Origin of the sequence: Rhizobium sp. CB3060 (assembly GCF_025200735.1) — a bacterium.
Lineage (GTDB): Bacteria > Pseudomonadota > Alphaproteobacteria > Rhizobiales > Rhizobiaceae > Rhizobium.
This window is the reverse complement of record NZ_CP104158.1, coordinates 1,271,201-1,293,668: the sequence shown is the minus strand read 5'-3', so window position 1 is coordinate 1,293,668 and position 22,468 is coordinate 1,271,201. Positions and strand designations below refer to the sequence as shown.

The window sequence follows — 22,468 nt, the reverse complement described above, 5'->3', positions numbered from 1 at the left end:
ATGCTTACAAAAAAGGCAATTAACCGAAATTCGGTTAATTGCGGCTATTTGTTGAAAATAACGATCTCGTCGGCTTTGGAATAGGTCAGTTGATAGCGCGCATATTGGTCGAGCATATCCTTGTCCAGCGAGCCATCGCTGAGCAAAGCTACTTCCTTTTCAAGGTGTTCGCGCCTGGCGACGAGATCGGCAAGCTCTTTGCCGCGGTCGATGCGCTGCTTCTCGAAAACCTCGGTTGCCTTCAGACCGTAGTCGCCGTGAACGCAGTGGTAGCCGAAATAGCTCACGAAGGCGACCGTGATAGCGGGGAGAACGAAACGGCCGAACTTTCTCTTCTTATGATATTTTGTCCACATACTCGCTTGCTCAAAAGGCTCTACCGAGAATGATCCCGACCTCAGGTCCGCACAACGGGTTTCCGGATAAGATCATGCTAAATCAAACATCTATGACAACACTAGCCGCCAGAGATTAACCATCCGTTGACTCTGCCATTTTTCCAACAAAAAACCGCGCCCGAAGGCGCGGTTCAAGAGCTGGAAATTATTGGCTTATAAGGCGACTCGGATTGTTACCCGACGCAGAATAGGCCTTTGCGAAAATCCCTTGGATTTTCAGGGGTATGCATTATCAGCCGCGAAGGATGGAACGGCCGGCATATTGAGCCTGCGGGCCGAGCGCTTCTTCGATGCGGATGAGCTGGTTGTACTTGGCAAGACGATCCGAGCGCGACAGCGAGCCGGTCTTGATCTGACCGCAGTTGGTGGCAACAGCGAGATCGGCAATGGTCGAATCTTCGGTTTCGCCGGAACGGTGCGACATGACGGCCGTGTAGTTGGCCTTGTGCGCGGTTTCGACGGCGTCAAGCGTTTCCGTCAGCGAGCCAATCTGGTTGACCTTGACGAGGATCGAGTTGGCCACACCCATGCGGATACCATCGCGCAGACGAGCCGAGTTGGTGACGAACAGGTCGTCGCCGACGAGCTGCGTCTTCTTGCCGGTCAGTTCGGTCAGGATCTTCCAGCCTTCCCAATCGTCTTCGGCCATGCCGTCTTCGATCGAGATGATCGGATATTTGGCGGCGAGTTCGGCGAGGTACTCGGCCATGGCACCGGATTCCAGCGTGCGGCCTTCACCTTCCAGAACGTACTTGCCGTCCTTGAAGAATTCCGTCGAAGCGCAGTCGAGGCCGAGAGCGATTTCTTCGCCGGGCTTGTAGCCGGCCTTTTCGATGGACTTCATGATGAAGTCGAGCGCAGCCGGCGCGCTGGAAAGGCCGGGCGCGAAACCGCCTTCGTCGCCGACATTGGTGTTGTGGCCCTGCGATGCCAGTTCCTTCTTGAGGACGTGGAAGATTTCCGAGCCCATGCGGACGGCGTCGCGAAGGGTATCTGCGCCGACCGGCAGGATCATGAATTCCTGGAAGTCGATCGGGTTATCGGCATGAGCGCCGCCGTTGATGATGTTCATCATCGGAACCGGCAGCAGGCGGGCGTGAGCGCCGCCGACGTAACGGTAGAGCGGCAGGTTGGCGCTCTGGGCGGCAGCCTTGGCAGTTGCGAGCGATACGCCGAGGATGGCGTTGGCACCGAGGCGCGACTTATTCGGCGTGCCGTCGAGCTCGATCATGATGTTGTCGATCTGGATCTGGTTTTCCGCGTCAATGCCGCCGATCGCATCGAAGATCTCGGTGTTGACGGCTTCGACGGCCTTCTCGACACCCTTGCCATGATAACGCTTGCCGCCGTCGCGAACTTCGACGGCTTCATGCGCGCCGGTCGAAGCGCCCGACGGAACGGCAGCGCGGCCCATGCTGCCGTCTTCCAGGTACACATCGACTTCGACGGTGGGATTGCCACGGCTGTCGAGAATCTCGCGGGCGATAATGTCGGTGATTGCGGTCATGATAGCTTCCTGCTCGCTGGGTTATAATCGATTGAAATCTGTCTAAGTCGAAGGTGCGGAAATTACAATGCCGCCCCGCATCCTCGATTGAAGCGCCTACAGGCCGCGTAGCGCAAATTCATGTCAGCCTGTTGAACGCCTCCCATTTCTCAGGCCTTGGCGATCGCGTCGAAGGCAAGCAGCTTTTCCAGAAGCCGCGGCATGTCCTTCAGATAAACCATGTTCGGACCGTCCGAAGGGGCATTGTCCGGATCCTCATGCGTCTCGACGAAGAGGCCGGCGACGCCGACAGCGACCGCTGCGCGCGCCAGGGTTTCGACGAATCGGCGGTCGCCGCCCGTCGAACCACCCTGTCCGCCCGGCTGCTGTACGGAATGCGTCGCATCGAAAATCACCGGCGCACCCATCGCCGCCATGATCGGCAGCGAGCGCATGTCGGAAACGAGCGTATTGTAACCGAAGGACGCGCCGCGCTCGCACAGAAGCACATTGGGATTGCCGCTCTCATTCAGCTTGGCGAGCACGTTCTTCATGTCCCAGGGCGCGAGGAACTGACCCTTCTTGATGTTGACGACGCGGCCGGTCTTGGCGGCTGCGACAAGAAGATCGGTCTGGCGCGACAGAAAGGCCGGGATTTGCAGAATATCGACCGTCTTGGCGACAATGGCGCACTGTTCTTCCGTATGGATGTCGGTCAAGACGGGAAAGCCATATTCCTTCTTGAGATCGGCAAAGACCTCCAATGCCTTTTCCAGCCCGATGCCGCGCTTGCCGGAGAGCGACGTGCGGTTCGCCTTGTCGAAGGACGACTTGTAGACAAGACCGATACCGAGCTTGTCGCAGAGTTCCTTCAACACGCCGGCGATCATGAAGGCATGATCGCGGCTTTCCATCTGGCAGGGGCCGGCGATCAGCGACAGCTTGGCGCTATTGGAAAACAGAACCTTGGATGCGCCCTCGCCGACGATCACTTCGGAATTGGTGCTCATGCTATCTCCTCGAAGGCGAACAACGCGCCCTGTCCGGGGGCGGGCTTTGCCAAAATACGATTGTTCTTACGCGTGTATGTGACGCCGTTAGCAGCCAAATGCGACGATGTCACGGAAAGATCGCGCGTCTTGAAAAGGATTGCCCGTGCGCGAAGGCCGGGATCGTCCCCCGACAAGGATAGATCGTAGAAGGCTTCCATGCCCTCCGGGGTCAGAACCTCGATCCCGGTATTGGCCGCGTGGATCGTCAAGCCGAAGGAATGATCCGATATCTTTGGTCCATCGACGACCTGCTCGAAAAAGCCACGGAACGCAGCCGGATTCGGCGCCGAGACGGCAACCCTTGCTATGCCGGTCACGCCATTGGCATGCCGCTCCAGGGCGCCGCGATCGGCCGGCAATGGATTGATGCGCTGGCAGCAGAAGGTGAAGAAATCCGGCGAACGCAAATCGGCTGCGAAAGCAAGACGGAAACCTGCCGTCACCTCCGAGCCATCCGGCATACGCATCGGCCGGGCAAAATCCAGCATGTTTCCGGCTGATATGGTGTTGACCCGGAATCGTTCGTCATCGGCGACCGCGTCGTCCGTGCCGAAAACGACGGCCGAAAATCCCTCATCGCCGATGCGAAAACGGTAGGCTTGGTCGCGGGCGACGAAAACATTGCCCTCCCCCACGCTCGCCTCGCACTGCTCCTGCGATGCAACACCCAAGGGTTCCAGATAGGTCCTGTCAGCAAAGAAAACGCAGGCATTCTCCGTGCCGAAGGGATGTCGGGCATCGGACGCTACGGTGAAACCAAGCTTGCCCAGCCGCTCCCGCGCCAAGGCGATATTGACCGTCGGCAGAACGAGATGATCCAGCGGATGCGGCGATGAGGTCATGGTCTCCCCCTTCATTCGTCGGCAGGTTTGCGCCCATCTGCCGCTCAATTCAAGATCAAAGCGTCGGAGCAGACGACAGAAGAGCGCTCCCGCAAAAATCCGCACGCGAACTAGCCGAATTATATATGTGCTGGCACCAAACTCTCCCTTGTGAGAGGGCAATAATTCGAGCAATATCCGCATCATACTGCAATAAATGACCTGTAGTGCGGCAACAGGTAAGTGATACGGGTGAGGATAGCGCCGAAAAGTCCGTTTCCCGGCAGCAAGACAAAGACGCGCATTCTTCAGTTCGGATTGTCCAACGGCAACGCAATTCACCATCCGATCTCGGAAAGGCAGAAAAGCGGCCCGTCGTTACTTCTATCTTTGCAGCAGTACTCAATCTGATTGTCGGGTGCTTGGGGGAGACATGCGCTTGATGCTCGTCGAGGGGGCGCCCATACGCCCGGTCTTACATTTGACGGCTTCTCTTTGTCTGGCCCTGGTGGGCCACGTCCGAAGGTTCACGGATTCTGTCGCTCGCTTGATTTCCCTTATGCCCAGCGGCTTGGTCGCCGTTGCACTTATCCTTGTTTTCACGGCTATTGCGCCGCAACTGTGCCACGCGCAGACCCCCGAAACGGCCCCCACAGCACCGCCTGCAAAGCTATCGGAATTGCTGCGTCTGATGAATGATCCGGAGCTGCGCCAATGGCTGGAAAAGCGGCAAGCAGCCGAGCAACAGCCGGCACCTTCGGCGACGGCGACGCTGGTCGAAACCGGAGAGGCCCGCGCTCGCGCCCGATATAAGGCGCTACGGTCGGCGATTCCCAATGTACCGGGGCAGCTCGCCGCTGCAGCGAGCAGGGTGCGTGAGCAGGCAAGGAACAACGGCTTTGCGCCTGCCGTCGTCATGTTCGCCGCATTGGTCTGCGTCGGTCTCGCTGCGGAATGGTTTTTCAAGAAAACCGTCCTGAAAGCCCAGTTTCCAAATCCTCTTGTCGCACATACGATCGGAGAATTAGGACCGTGGATTACTTTCACCCTCGTCAGCTCCGCCATTTTCCTAGCCATTGACTGGCCGCCGCTACTGCATGTGGTGATCCTGTTTTATCTGACGGCATTCATTGCCGCTCGCCTCGCATTTGCCGTCTGCAGACTATCGATGGACGCGGGCTCTCTGTCGGCCTTCGGCTATCGTAGGGCTTGTCTCTTCATTGCCGTTTTGGCGATAGCCGGCGCCACGACGTCGCTGACCAGACCGCTCTCCATCGACGGAGATGTCGGCACCGTCGTCTCCCACGGGTTCTCCATTCTCCTATTGCTGATTACGCTCGAAGCCGTATGGCGGCGACCGGGCAAGGAAACCGCTGCCCGACAGCTGACGCTTATGAACATCCTTTATTCACTCTACGTTGCCTGCCTCTGGCTTCTTTGGGTGGCCAACTTCGTCGGCCTTTTCTGGCTTGGCATCTATGTCGTTGTTCTTCCGGGGCTATTGACTGCCGTCGGACGGACGGCCGAAGCATTCGCAAAGGGACGCTGGCCTGGTGACAACAAGAACAGTGCGCGCATGGTGCTGGCCATCCGCGGTGCGCGGGCGCTCGTCATCGTAGCCGCGGTCGCCTGGATTACCGTCGTCTGGCACTATGATCCCAACATCCTCGCACGAGAAAATCCGGCGATCGACGCCGCTGTTCGCGGTGCGCTGAAGAGCGTCGTCGTTCTGATTTTGGCCGATCTCTGCTGGCAATTGTCGAGGGCATTCATTGACGAGAAATTGAGCGCCGCCGATAGCAGTGCCTCCTCGCCATCGGCGGAAGCCGCGCGCGCGGGCCGCCTTCGCACCCTGTTGCCGATCTTCCGCAACGCACTGGCAGCCATCGTTATCGCAGCCGCCGTCCTCACCGTGCTGTCCGAAATGGGCGTGCAGATCGGGCCGTTGATTGCGGGGGCCGGCATATTCGGCGTGGCGATCGGCTTCGGCTCGCAAACGCTCGTCAAGGATATCGTCAGCGGCATTTTCTACCTGATGGACGATGCCTTCCGCGTCGGCGAATACGTTCAAAGCGGCAGCTACAAGGGAACCGTGGAATCGTTCAGCCTGCGTTCCGTCAGGCTTCGACATCATCATGGTCCGGTGTTCACAGTTCCCTTCGGCGAACTCGGCGCCGTTCAGAACATGAGCCGCGACTGGGCGATCGATAAATTCCTGCTACGGGTTCCGTTCAATACCGACGTCGCCAAGGCGAAAAGGATCGTCAAGCAAATCGGAGAGCAGTTGAAAGAAGATCCGGAAATCGGACCGCAGATTCTTGAGACCCTGAAAATGAAGGGGGTGGAGCAAATTGGCGACTTCGGTATCGAACTGAGCTTTGCTTTTACCGCCCTCCCCGGTCGGCAAACCTACATACGGCGCCAGGCCTATACCATGATCCGCGACGCCTTCATGGAAAACGGCATCGACTTCGCTCAGCCGACAGTGCAGGTGGGTGGCGAGGAAAAATCCGATGCCGCGATCGCAGCCATGACACTGCAGAGAAAGAAGATCGCTGAGCAAATGACGCAATCGGCAGCGCCGCCGACCTGAACGTTCGCGCGAGATCAGTCACCAGCCTCATCTCCGCGCCCTCTTTGGCAAGGCGACAACCCTGGAGCCGATACCGGATGACGTTGGACAGAAAGGAGATCCAATGTGCTGAATGACCATCTGACGTCTATTGCCGCGCACGTTATTCAAATAGCGCTGACACCGGTCTTTCTGCTGGCGGGCACCGCCGGGTGCCTCAATGTCTTCTCGGCCAGGCTCGCCCGCGTCTCCGACCGGGTCAACAGCCTTTTCGAACGGGTGACCTCTGAGGACCCGGATGAAACGCGGTTGCTGCAGCTCTATTATCTGCGACGGCGAACATTGGCGCTGGAGATCGCAGTTCTGCTCGGCACGGCATCGGGCGTGTTCACATGCCTTGCGACGCTCGGCCTCATGGGCGGTGCAATTCGACAGCAATTTCGCGAGCAATTGCTGCTCTGGCTCTTTGGCCTTGCCGTCTTCGCACTCATGGGCGCCTTTGTGGCCTTTCTCGTCGAGATGATTCTGGCCGGGCGCAGCATGCTAAGGCAGATCGCCAACGACCGTACCTTGCTCGAGCACCGGCACGGGAGTTCGAGGAAAAGTTCAACCTATTGATATCCCATCGAATATTACTACGGATGGCACCAATCCCGGCCCCTCAGAAATCCGGATTCCCAGTCAGATCCATAGCTTGCTCTCCATGGTTCGGAGAGTGTCGTCCTCCAAAGAGCTTATAGAACGAAGAACATGGCTTTTCGCCGCCTTGGAGATAATCCGTTTTGGGATCGTCCGAAATTTTGCTTCGCCCGATTCCGCATATATTTCTGCTATTTAGTTTGAAGGTGCCGGGAAAAAAGTCATCTGCCCGGGACCTGTTATGTTCCCATTTATTTGATGCACCTACAAAATGTTCACCGAAATTTAAGGGCTTGCGGAACACATATGGAACATATAGTGTCCGTTCTGGATTTGTTTCACGACACCTTCTCAGTCCCGAGGTTCAAAACGATGTTGACGCGCAAGCAGCAGGAACTGCTTCTCTTCATTCACGAACGAATGAAGGAGTCCGGTGTTCCGCCATCTTTCGACGAGATGAAAGATGCGCTGGACCTTGCGTCCAAATCCGGTATTCACCGTCTCATCACGGCTTTGGAAGAACGCGGCTTCATCCGTCGCCTGCCGAACCGGGCCCGGGCGCTGGAGGTCATCAAGCTACCGGAGGCCTATAGCCCGAGCCTGCAGCCTCGCCGCGGCTTTTCGCCAAGCGTCATCGAGGGTAGCCTTGGCAAGCCGCAACTTGTGCCGCCGCCCGCACCCACCAAGCCGGTGAGTGAGGACAACAACAGTTCGGTTTCGGTACCCGTCATGGGCCGCATTGCCGCCGGCGTTCCGATCTCGGCCATCCAGAACAATACTCACGACATCACCGTTCCCGCCGACATGCTCGGCTCCGGCGAGCATTATGCGCTGGAGGTCAAGGGCGACTCCATGATCGATGCCGGCATCTTTGACGGCGATACCGTCATCATCCGCAACGCCACGACCGCCAATCCCGGCGACATCGTCGTCGCTCTCGTCGATGATGAAGAGGCGACATTGAAGCGCTTCCGCCGCAAGGGAGCCTCGATCGCGCTTGAAGCGGCAAACCCTGCTTACGAAACCCGCATCTTTGGGCCGGATCGAGTGAAGGTACAAGGCAAGCTCGTCGGTCTCATTCGCCGCTATCACTGACCGGTGACGCCGGCTTGAGCGGCGCGCCAAAAGTGTCTGTTCGCCAGTCGTAGGAGCGATGCAGGCTCCATGGCCGCGAAAGGTTTTCAAACGCTGCCGTCATTATCGGTTTATCGGTGCTAAGGCTCATTTCGATGGACCCTGTGCGGCGCAATGTTGCACCTGTGAAGAGCGTGGCGCCAGAGCGGCAGCGATCAAGACGCAGCCGTACGGAGGTGATGACGATATTGGCCGTGTCGCAGGCCGGAGCGAGATAGGCGGCATCTTCAATGGTGACAAGCATGTCGCCATTATCCAGCATTGCCACGCACCATGCACCTTTTTGGCAGGCGAAACCGCCCGGCCCGGCCGCGTCTAATGCCGCATCCATCGCCTTTCGAACGGCGCTCTGTTCTTCGGAATTCAGGCGACGATGCTTGTCTGATTTGCTGATTTTGGGGAGCTGACTATCCGGCGGAAGCATCGTTGGCGGTTGCTGCTCGGTGATCGCCAATGCTCTTTGCCATTGCTCGAAGATGAAATCCGGCGGTTTTTCGCGGTTTGTCGTCAACGCACCGTTGCGCAACAAGGCGACCAGCGTGCCGTCCTCGGAGATCATGAGATCAGGCTTCAGGACACCGGGGCCGAGCGCCACGACTGCGACCGAACCGGTGATCAAGAGCGCACCTGCATGTCGCAGCCATGTTCTCAGCAAGGTCATCAGCAAGAAGCCGGCTATGACCGTCGGGAACAGCCAGACCGGCAGCCGGCCGAAGGGAATATTACCGCCCCAGGCGGCAACCGTTTTGGCAATGACGATGACGACATCAAGTCCCCAGCCGGTTATCTGCCAGAAAGGGGCATCAACGCCAAATGGCATCAGTAGCGTCGCCGCCATGCCAAACGGCATGACGACAAAGGAGACGACCGGCATAGCCGCCAGATTGGCAACGAGGCCATATGTCGCCAACCGGTGAAAATGTTCTATCGAGAAGATTGCCGTCGATGCGCCGCCTATAAAAGAGGTCGACAATATGCTTCCGAAGAAACGGGAAACGAAGAGCAGCGGACGCATGACCCGGAACCGGGAGAGAACGCTCTCCCGATGCGGCCTCCTCGCCCAGAGCGAATAGCCGGACACCAACGCCAGGGTCGCGGCGTAAGACATCTGAAAACTTGGTCCGAGCGCCTGCGAAGGCGACAGTATGAGAATGACTATCGCCGATAGCGCCACGTTGCGCAGGCTAATGGATGGTCGGTCGAAGAGCACGGCGATCAGCATGATAGCCATCATGATGAAGGCACGCTCCGCGGATACCCCGAAGCCGGAAATGAGATAATAAGCCGTCACTGTAACTAGCGCGCCGAAGGCCGCAATCTTCTTTGTTGGCCAAGCCTGTGCCACGCCGAAAAACAGACTGAGGGCGTAGCGTAAACCGACATAAAAGATGCCCGCGGAGAGCGCCATGTTCAGGCCGGAGATGGCAATGATATGCGCAAGACCCGAGGTCCGCAGCGCTTCCGTCGTATCGTCTGAGATCGCTCGTCTCTCATCGGTGACAAGCGAAGCCGCAAAGGCGCCGGTGTCTCCGGGCAAAAGCGTCCTGATTCTATCGCCGATATGGCTGCGCAAACCGGCAAGCCAGATATCCGCCTTGTCGAGGACCGATCCCTGAACTACATCACCAGTCGGTGACAATAGTGTCGGCGTTCCATAGGCAAAGCCATTCGCGCCGGTGCCATCGAAATAGGCGCTGAAGGCGAAATCGTTGAGGCCGGGCAAGGCAGGTCCGGCCGGCGGCGTCAACCGCGCTCTACCCTGAATGCGGTCGCCGAGTTCGAAGGGCTGGAGCTGTTTGCGCACGAAAATGGTGATCTGCGCCGGCGGCCTGCGAATGGTCGGTTTTTCCGTTGCCTCCAGGGCGACGACATAGCGCCAACGGCCCTTGTCGTCGGCTTCACGCCGTTCGATCCGCCCGGTGATGGTGGTCGTCACCGCAGAGTCGAGCATCACCGTCGATGCGCGCCAGGTTTCGCATTGCGCCAGAGCCATGCCGGAGCACACCAGCATGCCGGCAAACAATATGTGCTGTAGCACTCGCCCCGCCTGCTGCTGGCGGAAGAATGCGACAGCGAAGATAAGGAGGGCCGTAAAAACAGCCTGCGGCGGCGGATCGGCTCCGACTGAGAACCAGACGATCGCGCCGGCGCCGATGTAGACCGGCGCAAATAGCATCGCGCGACCGTGCGCCGCCTCTTCTTCGGCTAAATGGTAAATGCCGAGTCGGATGCTGCCCGCCGCGAGGCGAAGACGGGCAATAAGCGCGGCGTGGTCCTGTGTCCGCTCCGGCCGCGACGCTTTGGCACGAGAAATAACGGCGCCCACGCCCTGCTCGCGCACGGCAACCGCAGCCAATTCCCGACTATCTACCTGCGGATCCGGTGCCTCTAAATTAGGCATATATTCCAGCGCCCACGCAAAACTACAGCTATAGCGGGAGTTTTGCCGTCACCGGCCAGTGATTTCAACTGAAATCGGCATCATCGCCGACAAAAGACGCTAATTCACGCTTGCGCAAAACGGTCCCTTCTACCGCAGTGCCCAAAAGTTGATACTGCAATGCACAAATAGGCGTAAGGATAACTTGGCATTAGGCTCTGGATCATATAGCTAATCGTTAGTCGCTTAACCCTTTGGCGCTTTTTAAGGCGCCAATCCCGCCAAATCTTGGAGGATCAGCATGACGGAACAAAGCGCGAAACTAACTTGGGGTGAAAAGACGGTGGATTTGCCGGTTAAGTCCGGAACCATCGGCCCAAGTGTCATTGATATTGGTGCCCTTTATAAGAACACCTCCACTTTCACCTACGATCCTGGCTTCACTTCGACTGCGTCGTGCGAATCCAGCATCACCTTTATTGATGGCGACGAAGGCGTTCTGCTGCATCGCGGTTATCCGATCGAACAGCTTGCCGAACACGGCGACTTCCTCGAAGTCTGTTACCTGCTGCTCTACGGCGAATTGCCGACCGCAGCCCAGAAGAAGGACTTCGACTACCGGGTCGTGCACCACACCATGGTGCATGAACAGATGTCTCGCTTCTTCACCGGCTTCCGTCGCGATGCGCATCCGATGGCCGTCATGTGCGGCTGCGTCGGCGCTCTGTCGGCCTTCTATCACGACTCCACCGACATCACCGATCCGCACCAGCGCATGGTCGCAAGCCTGCGCATGATCGCCAAGATGCCGACGCTTGCCGCCATGGCTTACAAGTACCATATCGGCCAGCCCTTCGTTTACCCGAAGAACGACCTCGATTATGCGTCGAACTTCCTGCGCATGTGCTTTGCCGTGCCCTGCGAGGAATATGTGGTCAACCCGGTGCTTGCCCGCGCCATGGACCGCATCTTCATCCTGCACGCCGATCACGAGCAGAATGCGTCGACATCGACGGTTCGCCTCGCGGGCTCTTCCGGCGCCAATCCCTTCGCTTGCGTCGCCGCCGGCATCGCCTGCCTCTGGGGTCCCGCTCACGGCGGCGCCAACGAAGCTGCGCTCAACATGCTGACGGAAATCGGCACGGTTGACCGCATTCCGGAATATATCGCCCGCGCCAAGGACAAGAACGATCCGTTCCGGCTGATGGGCTTCGGTCATCGCGTCTACAAGAACTACGATCCGCGCGCCAAGATCATGCAGAAGACGGCGCACGAGGTTCTCGGCGAACTCGGCATTAAGGACGATCCGCTGCTCGACATCGCGATCGAACTGGAGCGTATCGCGCTGACCGATGACTATTTCATCGAGAAGAAGCTTTACCCGAATGTCGACTTCTACTCCGGCATCACGCTGAAGGCTCTCGGCTTCCCCACGACCATGTTCACGGTGCTGTTTGCGCTTGCCCGCACCGTCGGCTGGATCGCCCAGTGGAACGAGATGATCGAAGATCCGGAACAGCGTATCGGCCGCCCGCGCCAGCTCTATACCGGCGAACCGCAGCGCGAATACGTTCCGGTTTCCAAGCGTTAAGCCGAAGAAGCGAGACAACAAAAAACCCGGTCAGAAATGGCCGGGTTTTTTCTTGGACAGGACATCGAGAACGATCGCCGCGGCCTTTTCGCCGGGCGGCTCCTCGGTCTGCATCCGCTGCCAGACCAGATCGTAACCCTGAAGCATGGCTGCACGCTCGGGCGTATCGCTCGACAGCCGCTCCATATAGCGCGCCAGCAGACCGGGGCGCAGCACATCGTTGATCAGTTCGGGCACGACGGCATAGTCGGCAATCAAATTCGGCAGAGCTGCCGTCCAGGTCTTGATGCGCGAGAGTACGAATCGGGCAAGCCATTCCGTCTTGTAGGCCGAGACGACGGGAACGCCCGCAAGGCCCAATTCCAGCACCACGGTGCCGGAAGCCGCCATCGCCGCATCCGCTTCCGCGAAAGCGTTCCATTTGGCATCCTGGCCGACGAAGACATCTGGCTTGACGCGCCAGTTTTCAAGGAGGGAGCGCACCAATGCCTCCTGTCGCGGAACGGTCGGCAACACGTAACGAACGCGATCGTTTCGCCGGCTAAGCTCCGTTACCGCCTGCTCGAAAACCGGCAGAAGCTGACGGATTTCCGAGGAACGCGAACCGGGAAGCAACAGGATCGTCTTTTCTCCGTCAGGCGCGCCGAAAGGGCGAAGCGCACGCCGGCGGCGGGTTTCGACCAAGCTCGAATCCACCGTCAGCCGATGGCCGACATAGGTCGTGGCCGGCCCCGCCAAGCGCTGCATCGCTGCCGGCTCGAACGGCAGGATGGCGAGGACATGATCGACATAGGCGAGCATTTTCTGCGCGCGATATTCTTTCCACGCCCACACGCTCGGGCAGACATAGTCGACGACCGGCAAGTCCGGCAGCGCCGCGCGCACCTTCTTGGCAACGCGATGGGTGAAATCCGGGCTATCGATGATCAGGAGCACGTCCGGCTTGGCTGCGATAATGGCGTCCGTCGTCTGGCGGATGCGGGCAAGCAGTTTCGGCAGTCGCTTGATGACCTGCGCAAAACCCATGATCGACAGTTCGGAATAATCAAAAAGCGAACGCAGACCCTGTGCTTCCAGGGCATCGCCACCAACGCCGATCAGTTCGACGGCGCCATCGTAACGTTGCTTCAATGCCGCGACGAGATCGCCGCCGAGCAGATCGCCGGAGACCTCGCCGGCTACGACGGCAAGCTTTAACGGCACACCGCTCACATAAAGCCCTCCGCGCTAAGGCCGCGATCGATGCCGCAGACGAACAGCCCGGCTTCGTCGGCAGCCGCAATGACCGCTTCGCGCTCCAGCACCAGCGCCCTGCCCGCCTCGACGGCGACGCCGGCAAGGCCGGCCTTCTTTGCGTTGAACACGGTCGAAACCCCGATCGACGGAAGGTCGGCGCGCACGTCCTGCTGCGGCTTGCAGAGCTTCACCAATACGCCCCGGCGACGCGCCGATATGCGCCCTTCGGCTCGCAAACCGGAGACGCGCTCGATCATCTTGTCTGTGCCCTCGGCGCCCTCCAGCGCCACGACACGGCCGCCGACGCTGACGGCACCCTGCCCGACATCCAGCAATCCAAGGGCAATGGCTGCCTTCGCTCCCTGCGCGATATCGCGCAGATCCTCTTCCGATGGCGAGAAACGGCCGAGCGGCCCGGTGGTCGCCAGCAGATCCGGCGCGATCTCATGCGCGCCGACGACGCGGACACCGCCGGCCTCGATCAAACGGATAACCATCTGCAGCACAGCATTGTCGCCGCCGGAAAGAAGGGTGCGGATGGTCGACGGCAATTCCTTGATCACGCGCCAGGTCGGACGCACATCGCGCCAGGGCGGACGACGCGCGACAGCGCCGGACATGACGACCCGGTCGACTCCATAGCGGCGAAACATGGCCTCCAGGCCGGCAAAATTGCCGACGCCGAGATTGGCATGATCGAAAGCGGACCAGTCGCGATCCGCCTCATCCGTCAGCGCAATGATAACGGGATTTTCGCCTGCCTGCCGGGCGGCATCGGCAACATAGGCCGGCAAAAAGCCGCTGCCTGCGATGATCGCCAGCCTGCCCGCATGGTTTTGACCGCTCGCGGCCACCTCAGCCCTTACCGCGATTGGGTGACGACAATGCGCGATCACTTTCGGCGGCGATGAAATCGAGGATCTCGATCACTTCCTTACAATCGGCATATTCTTCGCGGATCGCCGCCGCATTGTCGCGGATCGAGCCTTCGCCTTCGAAAATGCTCTTATAGGCGCGACGAACCGTATGGATGACCGAGCGCTCAATTCCGGCGCGCGTCATGCCGACAATATTGAGACCCGAGAGTACGCCTGGATTTCCGTTCAGCATGCCATAGGGAATGACGTCATAGCTGGCGGCCGAAAGACCGCCGATGAAGGCTTGACGGCCGATGCGGGTGAATTGATGCACCGCGCAGCCACCGCCGAGGATGGCGCGGTCTTCGACGGTGACATGCCCGGCCAGCATGACATTGTTCGACATGATGACGTTGTTGCCGACGCGGCAATCATGGGCGACGTGGGAATTGGCAAGGAACAGGTTGTTGTTGCCGATGATGGTCTTGCCGCCGTAGTCGGCGGTACCGGTATTGATCGTCACGCCTTCGCGGATCGTGCAATTCTCGCCGACGTCCAGCGTCGTCTCTTCGCCGCCGTGATGCACGCTCTGCGGATCGCCACCGACGACCGCCATCGGGAATATCTTCGTGCCCTTGCCGATCGTCGTCCGGCCGGTCACAACCACATGCGTCAAGAGCTGAACAGCATCATGCAACACGACCTTGGGGCCGACATGGCAGAACGGGCCGACGACGACATTCTCGCCGATGACCGCTCCATCCTCAACGACCGCGAGCTTATGAATGCGCGCGCTTTTTGCAATACTGCTCATGCCTGCTCTTGGTCCTTCCGTACGATCATCGCGCCGATATCGGCCTCGGCAACCAGCGAGCCATCGACCTTGGCGTCGCAATGGAACTTCCAGATCGTACCGCGCTGCTTCAGCTTGACAACGTGGAATTCAACACGATCGCCAGGTACGACCGGCTTGCGGAAGCGGGCATTGTCGATCGTCATGAAGTAGACGAGATTGCCGCCGATTCCGTCCTTGCGGGCGCAGATCGCGCCTGCCGTCTGCGCCATACCTTCGATGAGCAGAACGCCCGGCATGATTGGCGATCCCGGGAAGTGGCCGGTAAACTGCGGTTCGTTTGCGGTGACGTTCTTGATGCCGATCGCGGAATTATCGCTATCGATCTCGATGATCTTGTCGACCATCAGGAAGGGATAGCGATGCGGCAAAAGCTTCATGATCTCGATGACGTCTGCCGACGACAGCGACGTCTTGGCTTCTTCAGTCATGCTCCGCACTCCCGTCCTTCTTTTCTCTGGCTCCTGACCGTTTTGCGATCTCCGCCGACTCTCTTAGAAAATCCCACAATGGCCGTGCCGGAAGGCCCGCATAGCGCTCGCCCGCCGGAATGCTGTTCATCACGCCGCTTTTGGCACCGATCTGAACACCGTCGCCGATATGAATATGGCCGTTCAAGCCCGCCTGACCACCGATCTGCACACCGTCGCCGATCACCGTGCTGCCGGCAATGCCGACCTGGCTGACGATCGCGCAGTGGCGGCCGATGCGGACGTTATGTCCGATCTGCACCTGATTGTCGATCTTGGTGCCCTCGCCGATGACAGTGTCATCCATGGTGCCGCGATCGATCGTGGTATTGGCGCCGATCTCGACATTGTCCTGAATGATGACACGGCCGATCTGCACGATCTTCACCATACCACGCGGGCTTGGCGCATATCCAAAACCATCCTGGCCGATACGCGCGCCATTGTGAATGATGACGCCATTGCCGAGGTAGGAGCAAAGCACGCTGGCGCCGCCGCCGATCGTGCAATTGCGCCCGATCTTGACACCCGGCCCGATCATCGCGCCGGCTCCGATGCGCGTACCCTCCCCGATCTCAGCACCCGGTCCGATAACCGCGCACGGCTCAACGCCGACGTCAGCCTCAAGCTTGGCGGTCGGATCGATGAAGGCCGCCGGCGAAATCAGCGTTGGCGCAGAGGTCAGTGCAACCGGACGCATGGCTTGCGGATGCAGCAGAGCGCCCGCCAGCGCGAAATCCGTGTGCGGCTTTCTGGAAAGGAGGACCGGGATATGCGCGGGAACGAAAGACTTCAGCGCCGGCAAGCAAATGATCGCCGAAGCCCGACAGGTCTCCAGTTCCGCACGATTCTTCCGGGAGAGAATGTAGCAAACGTCGCCTTCGCCCGCCCGGTAGACGGGAGCGATGGACTTGATGACGACGCCGGCAAAGGCCTCGTCAGCAAGTTCCGCCCCAAGATACTCGGCCAGCGCACGAAGGCTGACGCCATCATGGGACGGGAAAAAATCGATATGTTCCATAAGCACCAGCTCCAGAACGGTGTTAAGCCCGCAGTTCTGGGCTGCCGATATCAGAACTGGTTGGCGATGCCAAACCGGAAATTCTCAGTCTTGTCGTAGTCTTCCTTGAGAACCGGCACGGCATAGTCAACTCGGATGACGCCGAAGGGCGACGACCAGATCAGGCCCGCACCCAACGAAGCACGGATCGAGCTGTCGTTGTGCAGTACGTCACCGAAGAGGTCAGCCTTGTTGCCGTAGAGCGTACCCGCATCGGCAAAGGCTGCGACGCGCAGACCGATATCCTGCGGAACGCCCGGCATAGGCATGCTTGCTTCAGCCGAAGCCGTGAAGTAGGTCGTGCCGCCGAGCGCATCGCCATGCGACGAACGCGGACCGATACCGGCATTCTCGAAGCCGCGGATTTCACGGCCACCGAGCGTGAACTGATCGAAGACGTTCAGGTGATCGCCTGTCGGCATGACATAACCGGCGCCAACCGTCAGCGAGCCGATGATGTCGGCTTCGTCGCTGATCATCTTGTAGTAACGCGCCTTGCCGCTCAGCTTGTAGAAGTCGGAGTCGCCGCCCAGACCCGCATATTCATGCGTGAACTTGGCGATGATACCTTCGCGCGGCAGGTTCTGATCGTCGAGCGTGTTGTAGGTAAAGGTCTGCGAAATCGTCGACTGCACCCACGGGCTGTTGTTCACGAGATTCAGATACGGAGCCGACAGATTGTTCTCCCAATCGTCGGTGCCATCATACTGAAGACGCTTGTAGTTGTAGCGCAGGGTCGTCGCCAGGTTCTCGGTGATCGGCGCGGTGACGCGCAGCGAGAAGCCTTCTTCCGAATAATCGTAGAAATCGTCGCTCGAGGTCTGGTTCCTGAAGATGTCAAAGCCGGCAGCCAGACGATAGCCGAGGAAATAGGGCTCGGTGAACGAGATGTTATAGGTACGGTTGCCTTCCGTGCCGGCACCTGCGGCGATACGGATGTACTGGCCCCGACCGAGGAAGTTCTTTTCTTCGACCGAAGCTTCGAGCAGCAGACCGCCGTTGTTGCCGACGGCGTAACCAGCACCGATACCAAACGAACCGGTCGGCTGGTCTTCGACGTTGACGATCACGACGACGCGATCCGGAGCGCTGCCCTGGGCCGTGCTAATGTCAACCTTGGTGAAGTAGCCGAGGGCGTCGAGGCGACGCTTGGCGCGGGTGATCATTTCCTGGTTGAAGGCATCGCCTTCATTGAGATCGAACTCGCGGCGAATGACGTAATCACGCGTGCGGGTGTTGCCGCGGATTTCGATGCGCTCGACATAGGCGCGTTCGCCCTGATCGACCAAATATTCAATACCTATCGTGTGGCCGGTGAGGTCACGATTGCCGCGCGGCGTGATGCGGGCGAACGGATAGCCGGCCGCAGCAACGCGCTTGGAAATGTTCTCGATCGAGGTCTGGATATCCTTGGCGCTGTAGACATCGCCCTTGTGGGTGATGACCAGGCTCTTCAGGTCGTCCGCATTGATGCCCTCGACCGTCGACACCACGTTGATGTCGCCATAGGTGTAGCGCGGACCTTCATCGACGTTGAAGTTCAGCGTGTATTCGTTGTTCTGCTCGTTCAGCGTCGCATCGGCACTGACGATGCGGAAGTCGGCATAACCGTGATTGTAGTAGAACTGACGCAGCGCATCCTGGTCCGCCTGCTGGCGCTCGGCGCTATAAACGTCCTTGCGGGTCAGGAACGACAGGAAGTTCGACTTCTTGGTGCTGATCACCGAAGCAAGACGGCCGCTGCTGTAAGCCTGGTTGCCCGAGAAATTGATCTTGTCGATCTTGGTGCGGTCACCTTCGTTGATGACGAAGGCCACGTTGATGCGGCCCTCAGCGACCGGAACGGTCTGCGTCGTCACCTGGACTTCATTACGGCCAATTGCGGCGTAAGCGTCCTTGATGGTCTTGATGTCGGCCTGGACCTGGGTTTCGCTGTAAGGACCGGCGGCATGGGTCTGAACGATGCCCTGGAGCTTGTCGTCCTTGATCTTATGGTTGCCGTTGAAAACCACGGCATTGATCAACTGGTTTTCCTTGACGGCAATGACCAGCGTGCTGCCAGAGACAGTCATGTTTACATCGGAGAAGTATCCGGTGGCATAAAGTTGCTTTACCGAATTGTCGATGTCGGCTGGCGAAAAGCTCTTGCCGGGCTTGATCGTGATATTGTCGCGAACAGCCTCTGCACCAACGCGTCCAGCTCCCCTGACATCGACCCGCTGTATGACAGCGGCTTCTGCGACTGAGGCAGAAGCAAGGGTGATAACACCAGCGCCCGACGCAACAACACCTGCAGACAGCGCTACCGCCGACACTGCGTTCAATAATCTTGAACCAGCCTTCATTTTCACTTCTTACCTTTTTATCAGTCGTCCCCAGCCCCGAGCGAACCCGATTCCGGCCACGTGTGTCGTTTTACCCGCTTTTGACATACAAGCAAGGGAGCAAGTTAATTTCTGTTTACTTCATTTCAAACCGTGGCTCATTCGCCACTACAGCTTTGAAACATCGTAAATAAATCGTAATTTCCTCTCTAAATGCCCCATCAGCCTATCCTGGAGCTGATGTCATTCCATGTCGCAAACACCATGAGTGACAGCACCATCGCAAAACCAATTCGGAAAGCGATGTCTTGTGCCCGAGCACCCAATGGTTTTCCCCTCACGGCTTCAATCGCATAGAACATCAAGTGCCCGCCATCAAGTACCGGCACCGGCATCAAATTTAATAACCCAATGGAAACAGAAAGTATGGCGGCGAATTGGAGCACCGCCGAAAAGCCCAGGGTTGCCATTTGGCCGGAAAGCTGAGCCACCCGAATGGGGCCGCCGAGCTGATCCGCCTTCATGTAACCGCCGATGACATTGCCGAGATATTCGAAGGTGCCGGACACGATGCTGCCGGTCTGCCTGACGCCTTCGCCCAGCGCCTGAAACGGGCCATATGCCTCATAACGGAGCTTGAAGGGCTTCTGGCCGTCGGTAATCCCGATGCTGTTGATCTCCATCTCGTTGCCGAAGGCATCCGGCTCTTCGGTCTTCTTCGGAGTGACCTGGACGTCAAGTGTCCCGCCGCTACGCTTGACGGACAACGTCACGGGCTTGTCCTGACGGGACGCCACATAACGCTGCACTTCGCCGATGGAATCGATCACACGCCCGTCCACGGAGAGGATACGGTCGCCAAGCGCGATGCCAGCCTCTTGCGCTGGGCTATCCGGTGCGATTGAAGCGACGAGCGGGTCGATCGGCGAAATGCCGATGCTGCCGACGTCCTTCTTCTTTCCGGAAGCGTCTGTCGCGGTCAATGTTTCCGGCACCATCGGAAAATCGCGCGTCTGGCCGTTGCGTTCGACCGTCAAAACGAGGTTTTTTCCAGCGCGATCGGTGACATAGCGGGCGATATCATAATAGGTCGCGACATTATTGCCGTCGACGGCGATCAGGCGATCGCCCGCCTGCACGCCCGCCTTCGCTGCCGGTCCGCCCGGCTCGATCGCCGTTACCAGCGGATCGACGAGCGCGATGCCGATGCGCCCCATTTCCATCTTGTTGCCGAACTGATCGGTGTCTTCCACGAGTTTCGGCACGATGCGGAAGTCGCGCTTCTGACCGTCGCGTTCGACGGTCAGAACGATATTGCGACCGGGCCGCAGGCCGACATAACGCTGCACCTCGTCGAACGTCGTCACCTTGGTGCCGTCGATCGCGACGAGACGGTCGCCGCGTTCGATCCCCGCTTCAGCGGCGGCACCGCCGCGCATGACCACGGCCACGACCGGATCGGCGACGGTACGACCATAGACGCCGAAGAGAACGGCGAAGATTGCGATGGCGAGAATGAAGTTGGCGATCGGACCTGCCGCGACAGTTGCGGCTCGCTTCCACAGCTTGGCGCCGGCGAAAGACCGGGCGCGCTCCTCTTCCGTCATGGCCGAGAGCTGATCGACATCGGTCTTGCTGGAGGCATCCTCGTCGCCGAAGAAGCGGACATAGCCGCCGAGCGGAATGACCGATAGCTTCCAGCGCGTGCCGTGGCGGTCAGTGAAGCCGGCGACTTCCGGACCGAAGCCAATCGAAAAGGCCATAATACGGATGCCGGACCAGCGCCCGACCAGATAATGACCCATTTCGTGCACGAAGACGAGCAATGACAGAACGAAAACAAACGTGATGACGTTGTTCGTCAAGAAGCCGATGATGCCTGCCACGCTACCCATGCAACGATCCTGTTCGCGTTGATTTCAGACACCGAGCAGAACGCCGCCCAATGACATAGTCTCGCCGCTCATTGTCAGTGATATTACGATAGCCAACAAAAACGCCGCAAAACAAGCAAAAATTAGTCCATCGACCCGGTCCATGACGCCGCCATGGCCTGGAATCAGGTGGCTGGAGTCCTTGACGCCGAAGCGGCGTTTGATGAAAGACTCGAATAAATCGCCAATTTGACTACAGATTGACAGAACCAGCGTAAGCGCAGGAATCCATAAACCATCTGCCGAGAAAAAGCTCCAGACGACCGCTGTTCCGGCCACCACCGCGGCGATGGCGCCGCCGATGGCGCCCGACCAGGTCTTGCCAGGCGATATGCGCGGCGCAAGCTTGGCACCGCCGATGGCGCGACCGACGAAATAGGCAAAGATATCCGTCGCCCAAACGGTGGCGAAAATGAACAGCATCAGCACGAAGCCGCGCAGATCGTCATCCCGAATCTCGGCAAGGGCGATCGCCGTCAGTCCCGCATAGAATATTCCACCGGGCAACCACCAGCTCTTATGGCGCACGGCGACCATGATCGCCGTGACCGCAACAAAGATGACTAACACCTCGAGGGAATAGACGGATTCCGCCATCAGCGTCGCGCCGGCTATGAGCACCAGGCCCAGCCAGCCAAGCGCATTGCCCTGTGGATCGCGGCCATGCAGGTCCGTTATCGTCGACCATTCGTAATAGACGAGCAGGCCGATCGCCGCCGCCAGAATACGAAAGCTCAGACCGCCATACCAGGTGGCAGCCAGAACGACTACGGCAAGAACGATGCCGGAAATGATGCGCAGCCTGAGTTCGCGGCTCATCAGGACCCCACGGCCGCCGCCTGTTTGGCGGAAAGACCGCCAAAGCGTCGATCACGCGCAGCGTATTTTTCCAGCGCGGAGAAGAACAGGTCGCGGCTGAAGTCCGGCCAATATTCCGGCATGAACATGAATTCCGAATAGGCGGCCTGCCAGAGCAGGAAATTCGACAGCCGTTCTTCGCCGCTGGTGCGAATGATGAGATCGGGATCGGGAATTCCGGCGGTATCCAGCCGTGCATCGATCAATTCGGGACGGATGTCCTGCGGGCGCAGGCGCCCGGTCTCGACATCCTTGGCGAGGCTGACGAAAGCACGGGTGATCTCATCGCGGGAGCCGTAATTGAAGGCGATTACCAGCGTCAGCGCCGTGTTGTCCTTGGTGGTCTCTTCCGCTTCGATCAACAACGGCAGGATATCGCTGCGCAGATTGTAACGATCGCCGATCACGCGGATGCGGACATTCTGGCGATGGAGTTCTGCAAGATCCCGGCGGATGAACGCCTTGAGCAGGCCGAGGAGATCGCTCACCTCGGTTTCCGGACGACGCCAATTCTCCGAGGAAAAGGCAAAGAGCGTCAGATATTTTATACCGACATCGCCGGCCGCCCGTACAGTTTCGCGCACAGCCTCCACGCCCTTGCGGTGGCCCATGGTGCGCGGCAGACTGCGCGCGTTGGCCCAACGCCCGTTGCCATCCATAATAATGGCCACGTGATCAGGTATGGCAGAGAACGTGGGAACTGTCATATGGATCCGGTTTCGTTAGGCAGGAAAATGCTCTAGGGCTTCAAATCTAGCGCACCCTCGCCGCTTTCAATATTTCCCCATTGAAAGCGGGATGCT

The 22,468-nt window shown here is 58.9% G+C and carries 18 protein-coding genes; 4 read left to right on the top strand and 14 right to left on the bottom strand.

Annotated elements, in window-relative coordinates; translation table 11 throughout:
* Nucleotides 1–44: 44 nt before the first annotated feature.
* The 4 genes from N2601_RS06400 to N2601_RS06385 all read right to left on the bottom strand — a co-directional run bounded on the left by N2601_RS06400 (nucleotide 45) and on the right by N2601_RS06385 (nucleotide 3,778).
* A complete protein-coding gene (locus tag N2601_RS06400; protein WP_104822996.1) occupies nucleotides 45–356 on the bottom strand; it encodes an FtsB family cell division protein in 312 nt (103 codons plus the stop codon).
* 274 nt (nucleotides 357–630) lie between these two features.
* The gene (eno, locus tag N2601_RS06395) at nucleotides 631–1,905 is read right to left on the bottom strand and encodes a phosphopyruvate hydratase (RefSeq protein ID WP_104822995.1); all 1,275 of its coding nucleotides are present in this window, start codon (nucleotides 1,903–1,905) and stop codon (nucleotides 631–633) included.
* 149 nt (nucleotides 1,906–2,054) lie between these two features.
* Nucleotides 2,055–2,894: a 3-deoxy-8-phosphooctulonate synthase gene (gene kdsA, locus N2601_RS06390; protein WP_104822994.1), complete on the bottom strand. Its 840-nt coding sequence runs from the start codon at nucleotides 2,892–2,894 to the stop codon at nucleotides 2,055–2,057.
* Entirely contained in the window at nucleotides 2,891–3,778 is an 888-nt protein-coding gene (locus N2601_RS06385) for a VOC family protein (RefSeq protein ID WP_104822993.1), read from the bottom strand. Before N2601_RS06385 ends, kdsA begins: the two co-directional genes overlap by 4 nt.
* 538 nt (nucleotides 3,779–4,316) lie before the next feature.
* On the opposite strand from N2601_RS06385, the gene N2601_RS06380 reads away from it, so the two are divergent.
* From N2601_RS06380 to lexA, 3 genes are all read left to right on the top strand, one after another.
* A complete protein-coding gene (locus N2601_RS06380) occupies nucleotides 4,317–6,350 on the top strand; it encodes a mechanosensitive ion channel family protein (RefSeq protein ID WP_104822992.1) in 2,034 nt (677 codons plus the stop codon).
* Between the two features lie 105 nt (nucleotides 6,351–6,455).
* Nucleotides 6,456–6,947 carry a DUF2721 domain-containing protein gene (locus N2601_RS06375; RefSeq protein ID WP_104822991.1) on the top strand — a complete coding sequence of 164 codons (492 nt, stop codon included), beginning with the start codon at nucleotides 6,456–6,458 and terminating at the stop codon, nucleotides 6,945–6,947.
* 393 nt (nucleotides 6,948–7,340) lie between these two features.
* On the top strand, nucleotides 7,341–8,063 hold the full coding sequence (gene lexA / locus N2601_RS06370; RefSeq protein WP_104825086.1) for a transcriptional repressor LexA: 723 nt from the start codon (nucleotides 7,341–7,343) through the stop codon (nucleotides 8,061–8,063).
* Here the strand turns inward: lexA and N2601_RS06365 are convergent.
* Nucleotides 8,044–10,503: a ComEC/Rec2 family competence protein gene (locus tag N2601_RS06365; protein WP_104822990.1), complete on the bottom strand. Its 2,460-nt coding sequence runs from the start codon at nucleotides 10,501–10,503 to the stop codon at nucleotides 8,044–8,046. The genes lexA and N2601_RS06365 overlap by 20 nt on opposite strands.
* Before the next feature lie 280 nt (nucleotides 10,504–10,783).
* On the opposite strand from N2601_RS06365, the gene gltA reads away from it, so the two are divergent.
* Nucleotides 10,784–12,073, top strand: a complete 1,290-nt coding sequence (gene gltA, locus N2601_RS06360) for a citrate synthase (protein ID WP_104822989.1) — start codon at nucleotides 10,784–10,786, stop codon at nucleotides 12,071–12,073.
* Nucleotides 12,074–12,103: 30 nt separating this feature from the next.
* Here gltA and lpxB read toward each other — a convergent pair whose 3' ends face one another.
* The 9 genes from lpxB to N2601_RS06315 form a co-directional block, all read right to left on the bottom strand.
* Nucleotides 12,104–13,285, bottom strand: coding sequence for a lipid-A-disaccharide synthase (gene lpxB / locus N2601_RS06355; protein WP_104822988.1), 1,182 nt, complete (start codon nucleotides 13,283–13,285; stop codon nucleotides 12,104–12,106).
* Nucleotides 13,282–14,163 (bottom strand): LpxI family protein, encoded by an 882-nt coding sequence (locus N2601_RS06350; RefSeq protein ID WP_104822987.1) that lies wholly within the window; start codon nucleotides 14,161–14,163, stop codon nucleotides 13,282–13,284. The genes lpxB and N2601_RS06350 overlap by 4 nt, the downstream gene beginning before the upstream one ends.
* A gap of 1 nt (nucleotide 14,164) precedes the next feature.
* Nucleotides 14,165–14,980 (bottom strand): acyl-ACP--UDP-N-acetylglucosamine O-acyltransferase, encoded by an 816-nt coding sequence (lpxA, locus tag N2601_RS06345; RefSeq protein ID WP_104822986.1) that lies wholly within the window; start codon nucleotides 14,978–14,980, stop codon nucleotides 14,165–14,167.
* Nucleotides 14,977–15,450 (bottom strand): 3-hydroxyacyl-ACP dehydratase FabZ, encoded by a 474-nt coding sequence (gene fabZ, locus N2601_RS06340; RefSeq protein ID WP_028755031.1) that lies wholly within the window; start codon nucleotides 15,448–15,450, stop codon nucleotides 14,977–14,979. The genes lpxA and fabZ overlap by 4 nt, the downstream gene beginning before the upstream one ends.
* Entirely contained in the window at nucleotides 15,443–16,510 is a 1,068-nt protein-coding gene (gene lpxD / locus N2601_RS06335) for a UDP-3-O-(3-hydroxymyristoyl)glucosamine N-acyltransferase (protein ID WP_104822985.1), read from the bottom strand. Before lpxD ends, fabZ begins: the two co-directional genes overlap by 8 nt.
* A 50-nt stretch (nucleotides 16,511–16,560) precedes the next feature.
* Nucleotides 16,561–18,894: an outer membrane protein assembly factor BamA gene (gene bamA, locus N2601_RS06330; protein WP_104822984.1), complete on the bottom strand. Its 2,334-nt coding sequence runs from the start codon at nucleotides 18,892–18,894 to the stop codon at nucleotides 16,561–16,563.
* Nucleotides 18,895–19,094: 200 nt separating this feature from the next.
* Nucleotides 19,095–20,768 carry an RIP metalloprotease RseP gene (gene rseP / locus N2601_RS34190; protein WP_104822983.1) on the bottom strand — a complete coding sequence of 558 codons (1,674 nt, stop codon included), beginning with the start codon at nucleotides 20,766–20,768 and terminating at the stop codon, nucleotides 19,095–19,097.
* 24 nt (nucleotides 20,769–20,792) lie between these two features.
* Nucleotides 20,793–21,626 carry a phosphatidate cytidylyltransferase gene (locus tag N2601_RS06320; protein WP_104822982.1) on the bottom strand — a complete coding sequence of 278 codons (834 nt, stop codon included), beginning with the start codon at nucleotides 21,624–21,626 and terminating at the stop codon, nucleotides 20,793–20,795.
* Nucleotides 21,626–22,372, bottom strand: coding sequence for an isoprenyl transferase (locus N2601_RS06315; RefSeq protein ID WP_104822981.1), 747 nt, complete (start codon nucleotides 22,370–22,372; stop codon nucleotides 21,626–21,628). Before N2601_RS06315 ends, N2601_RS06320 begins: the two co-directional genes overlap by 1 nt.
* Between the last annotated feature and the right edge of the window lie 96 nt (nucleotides 22,373–22,468).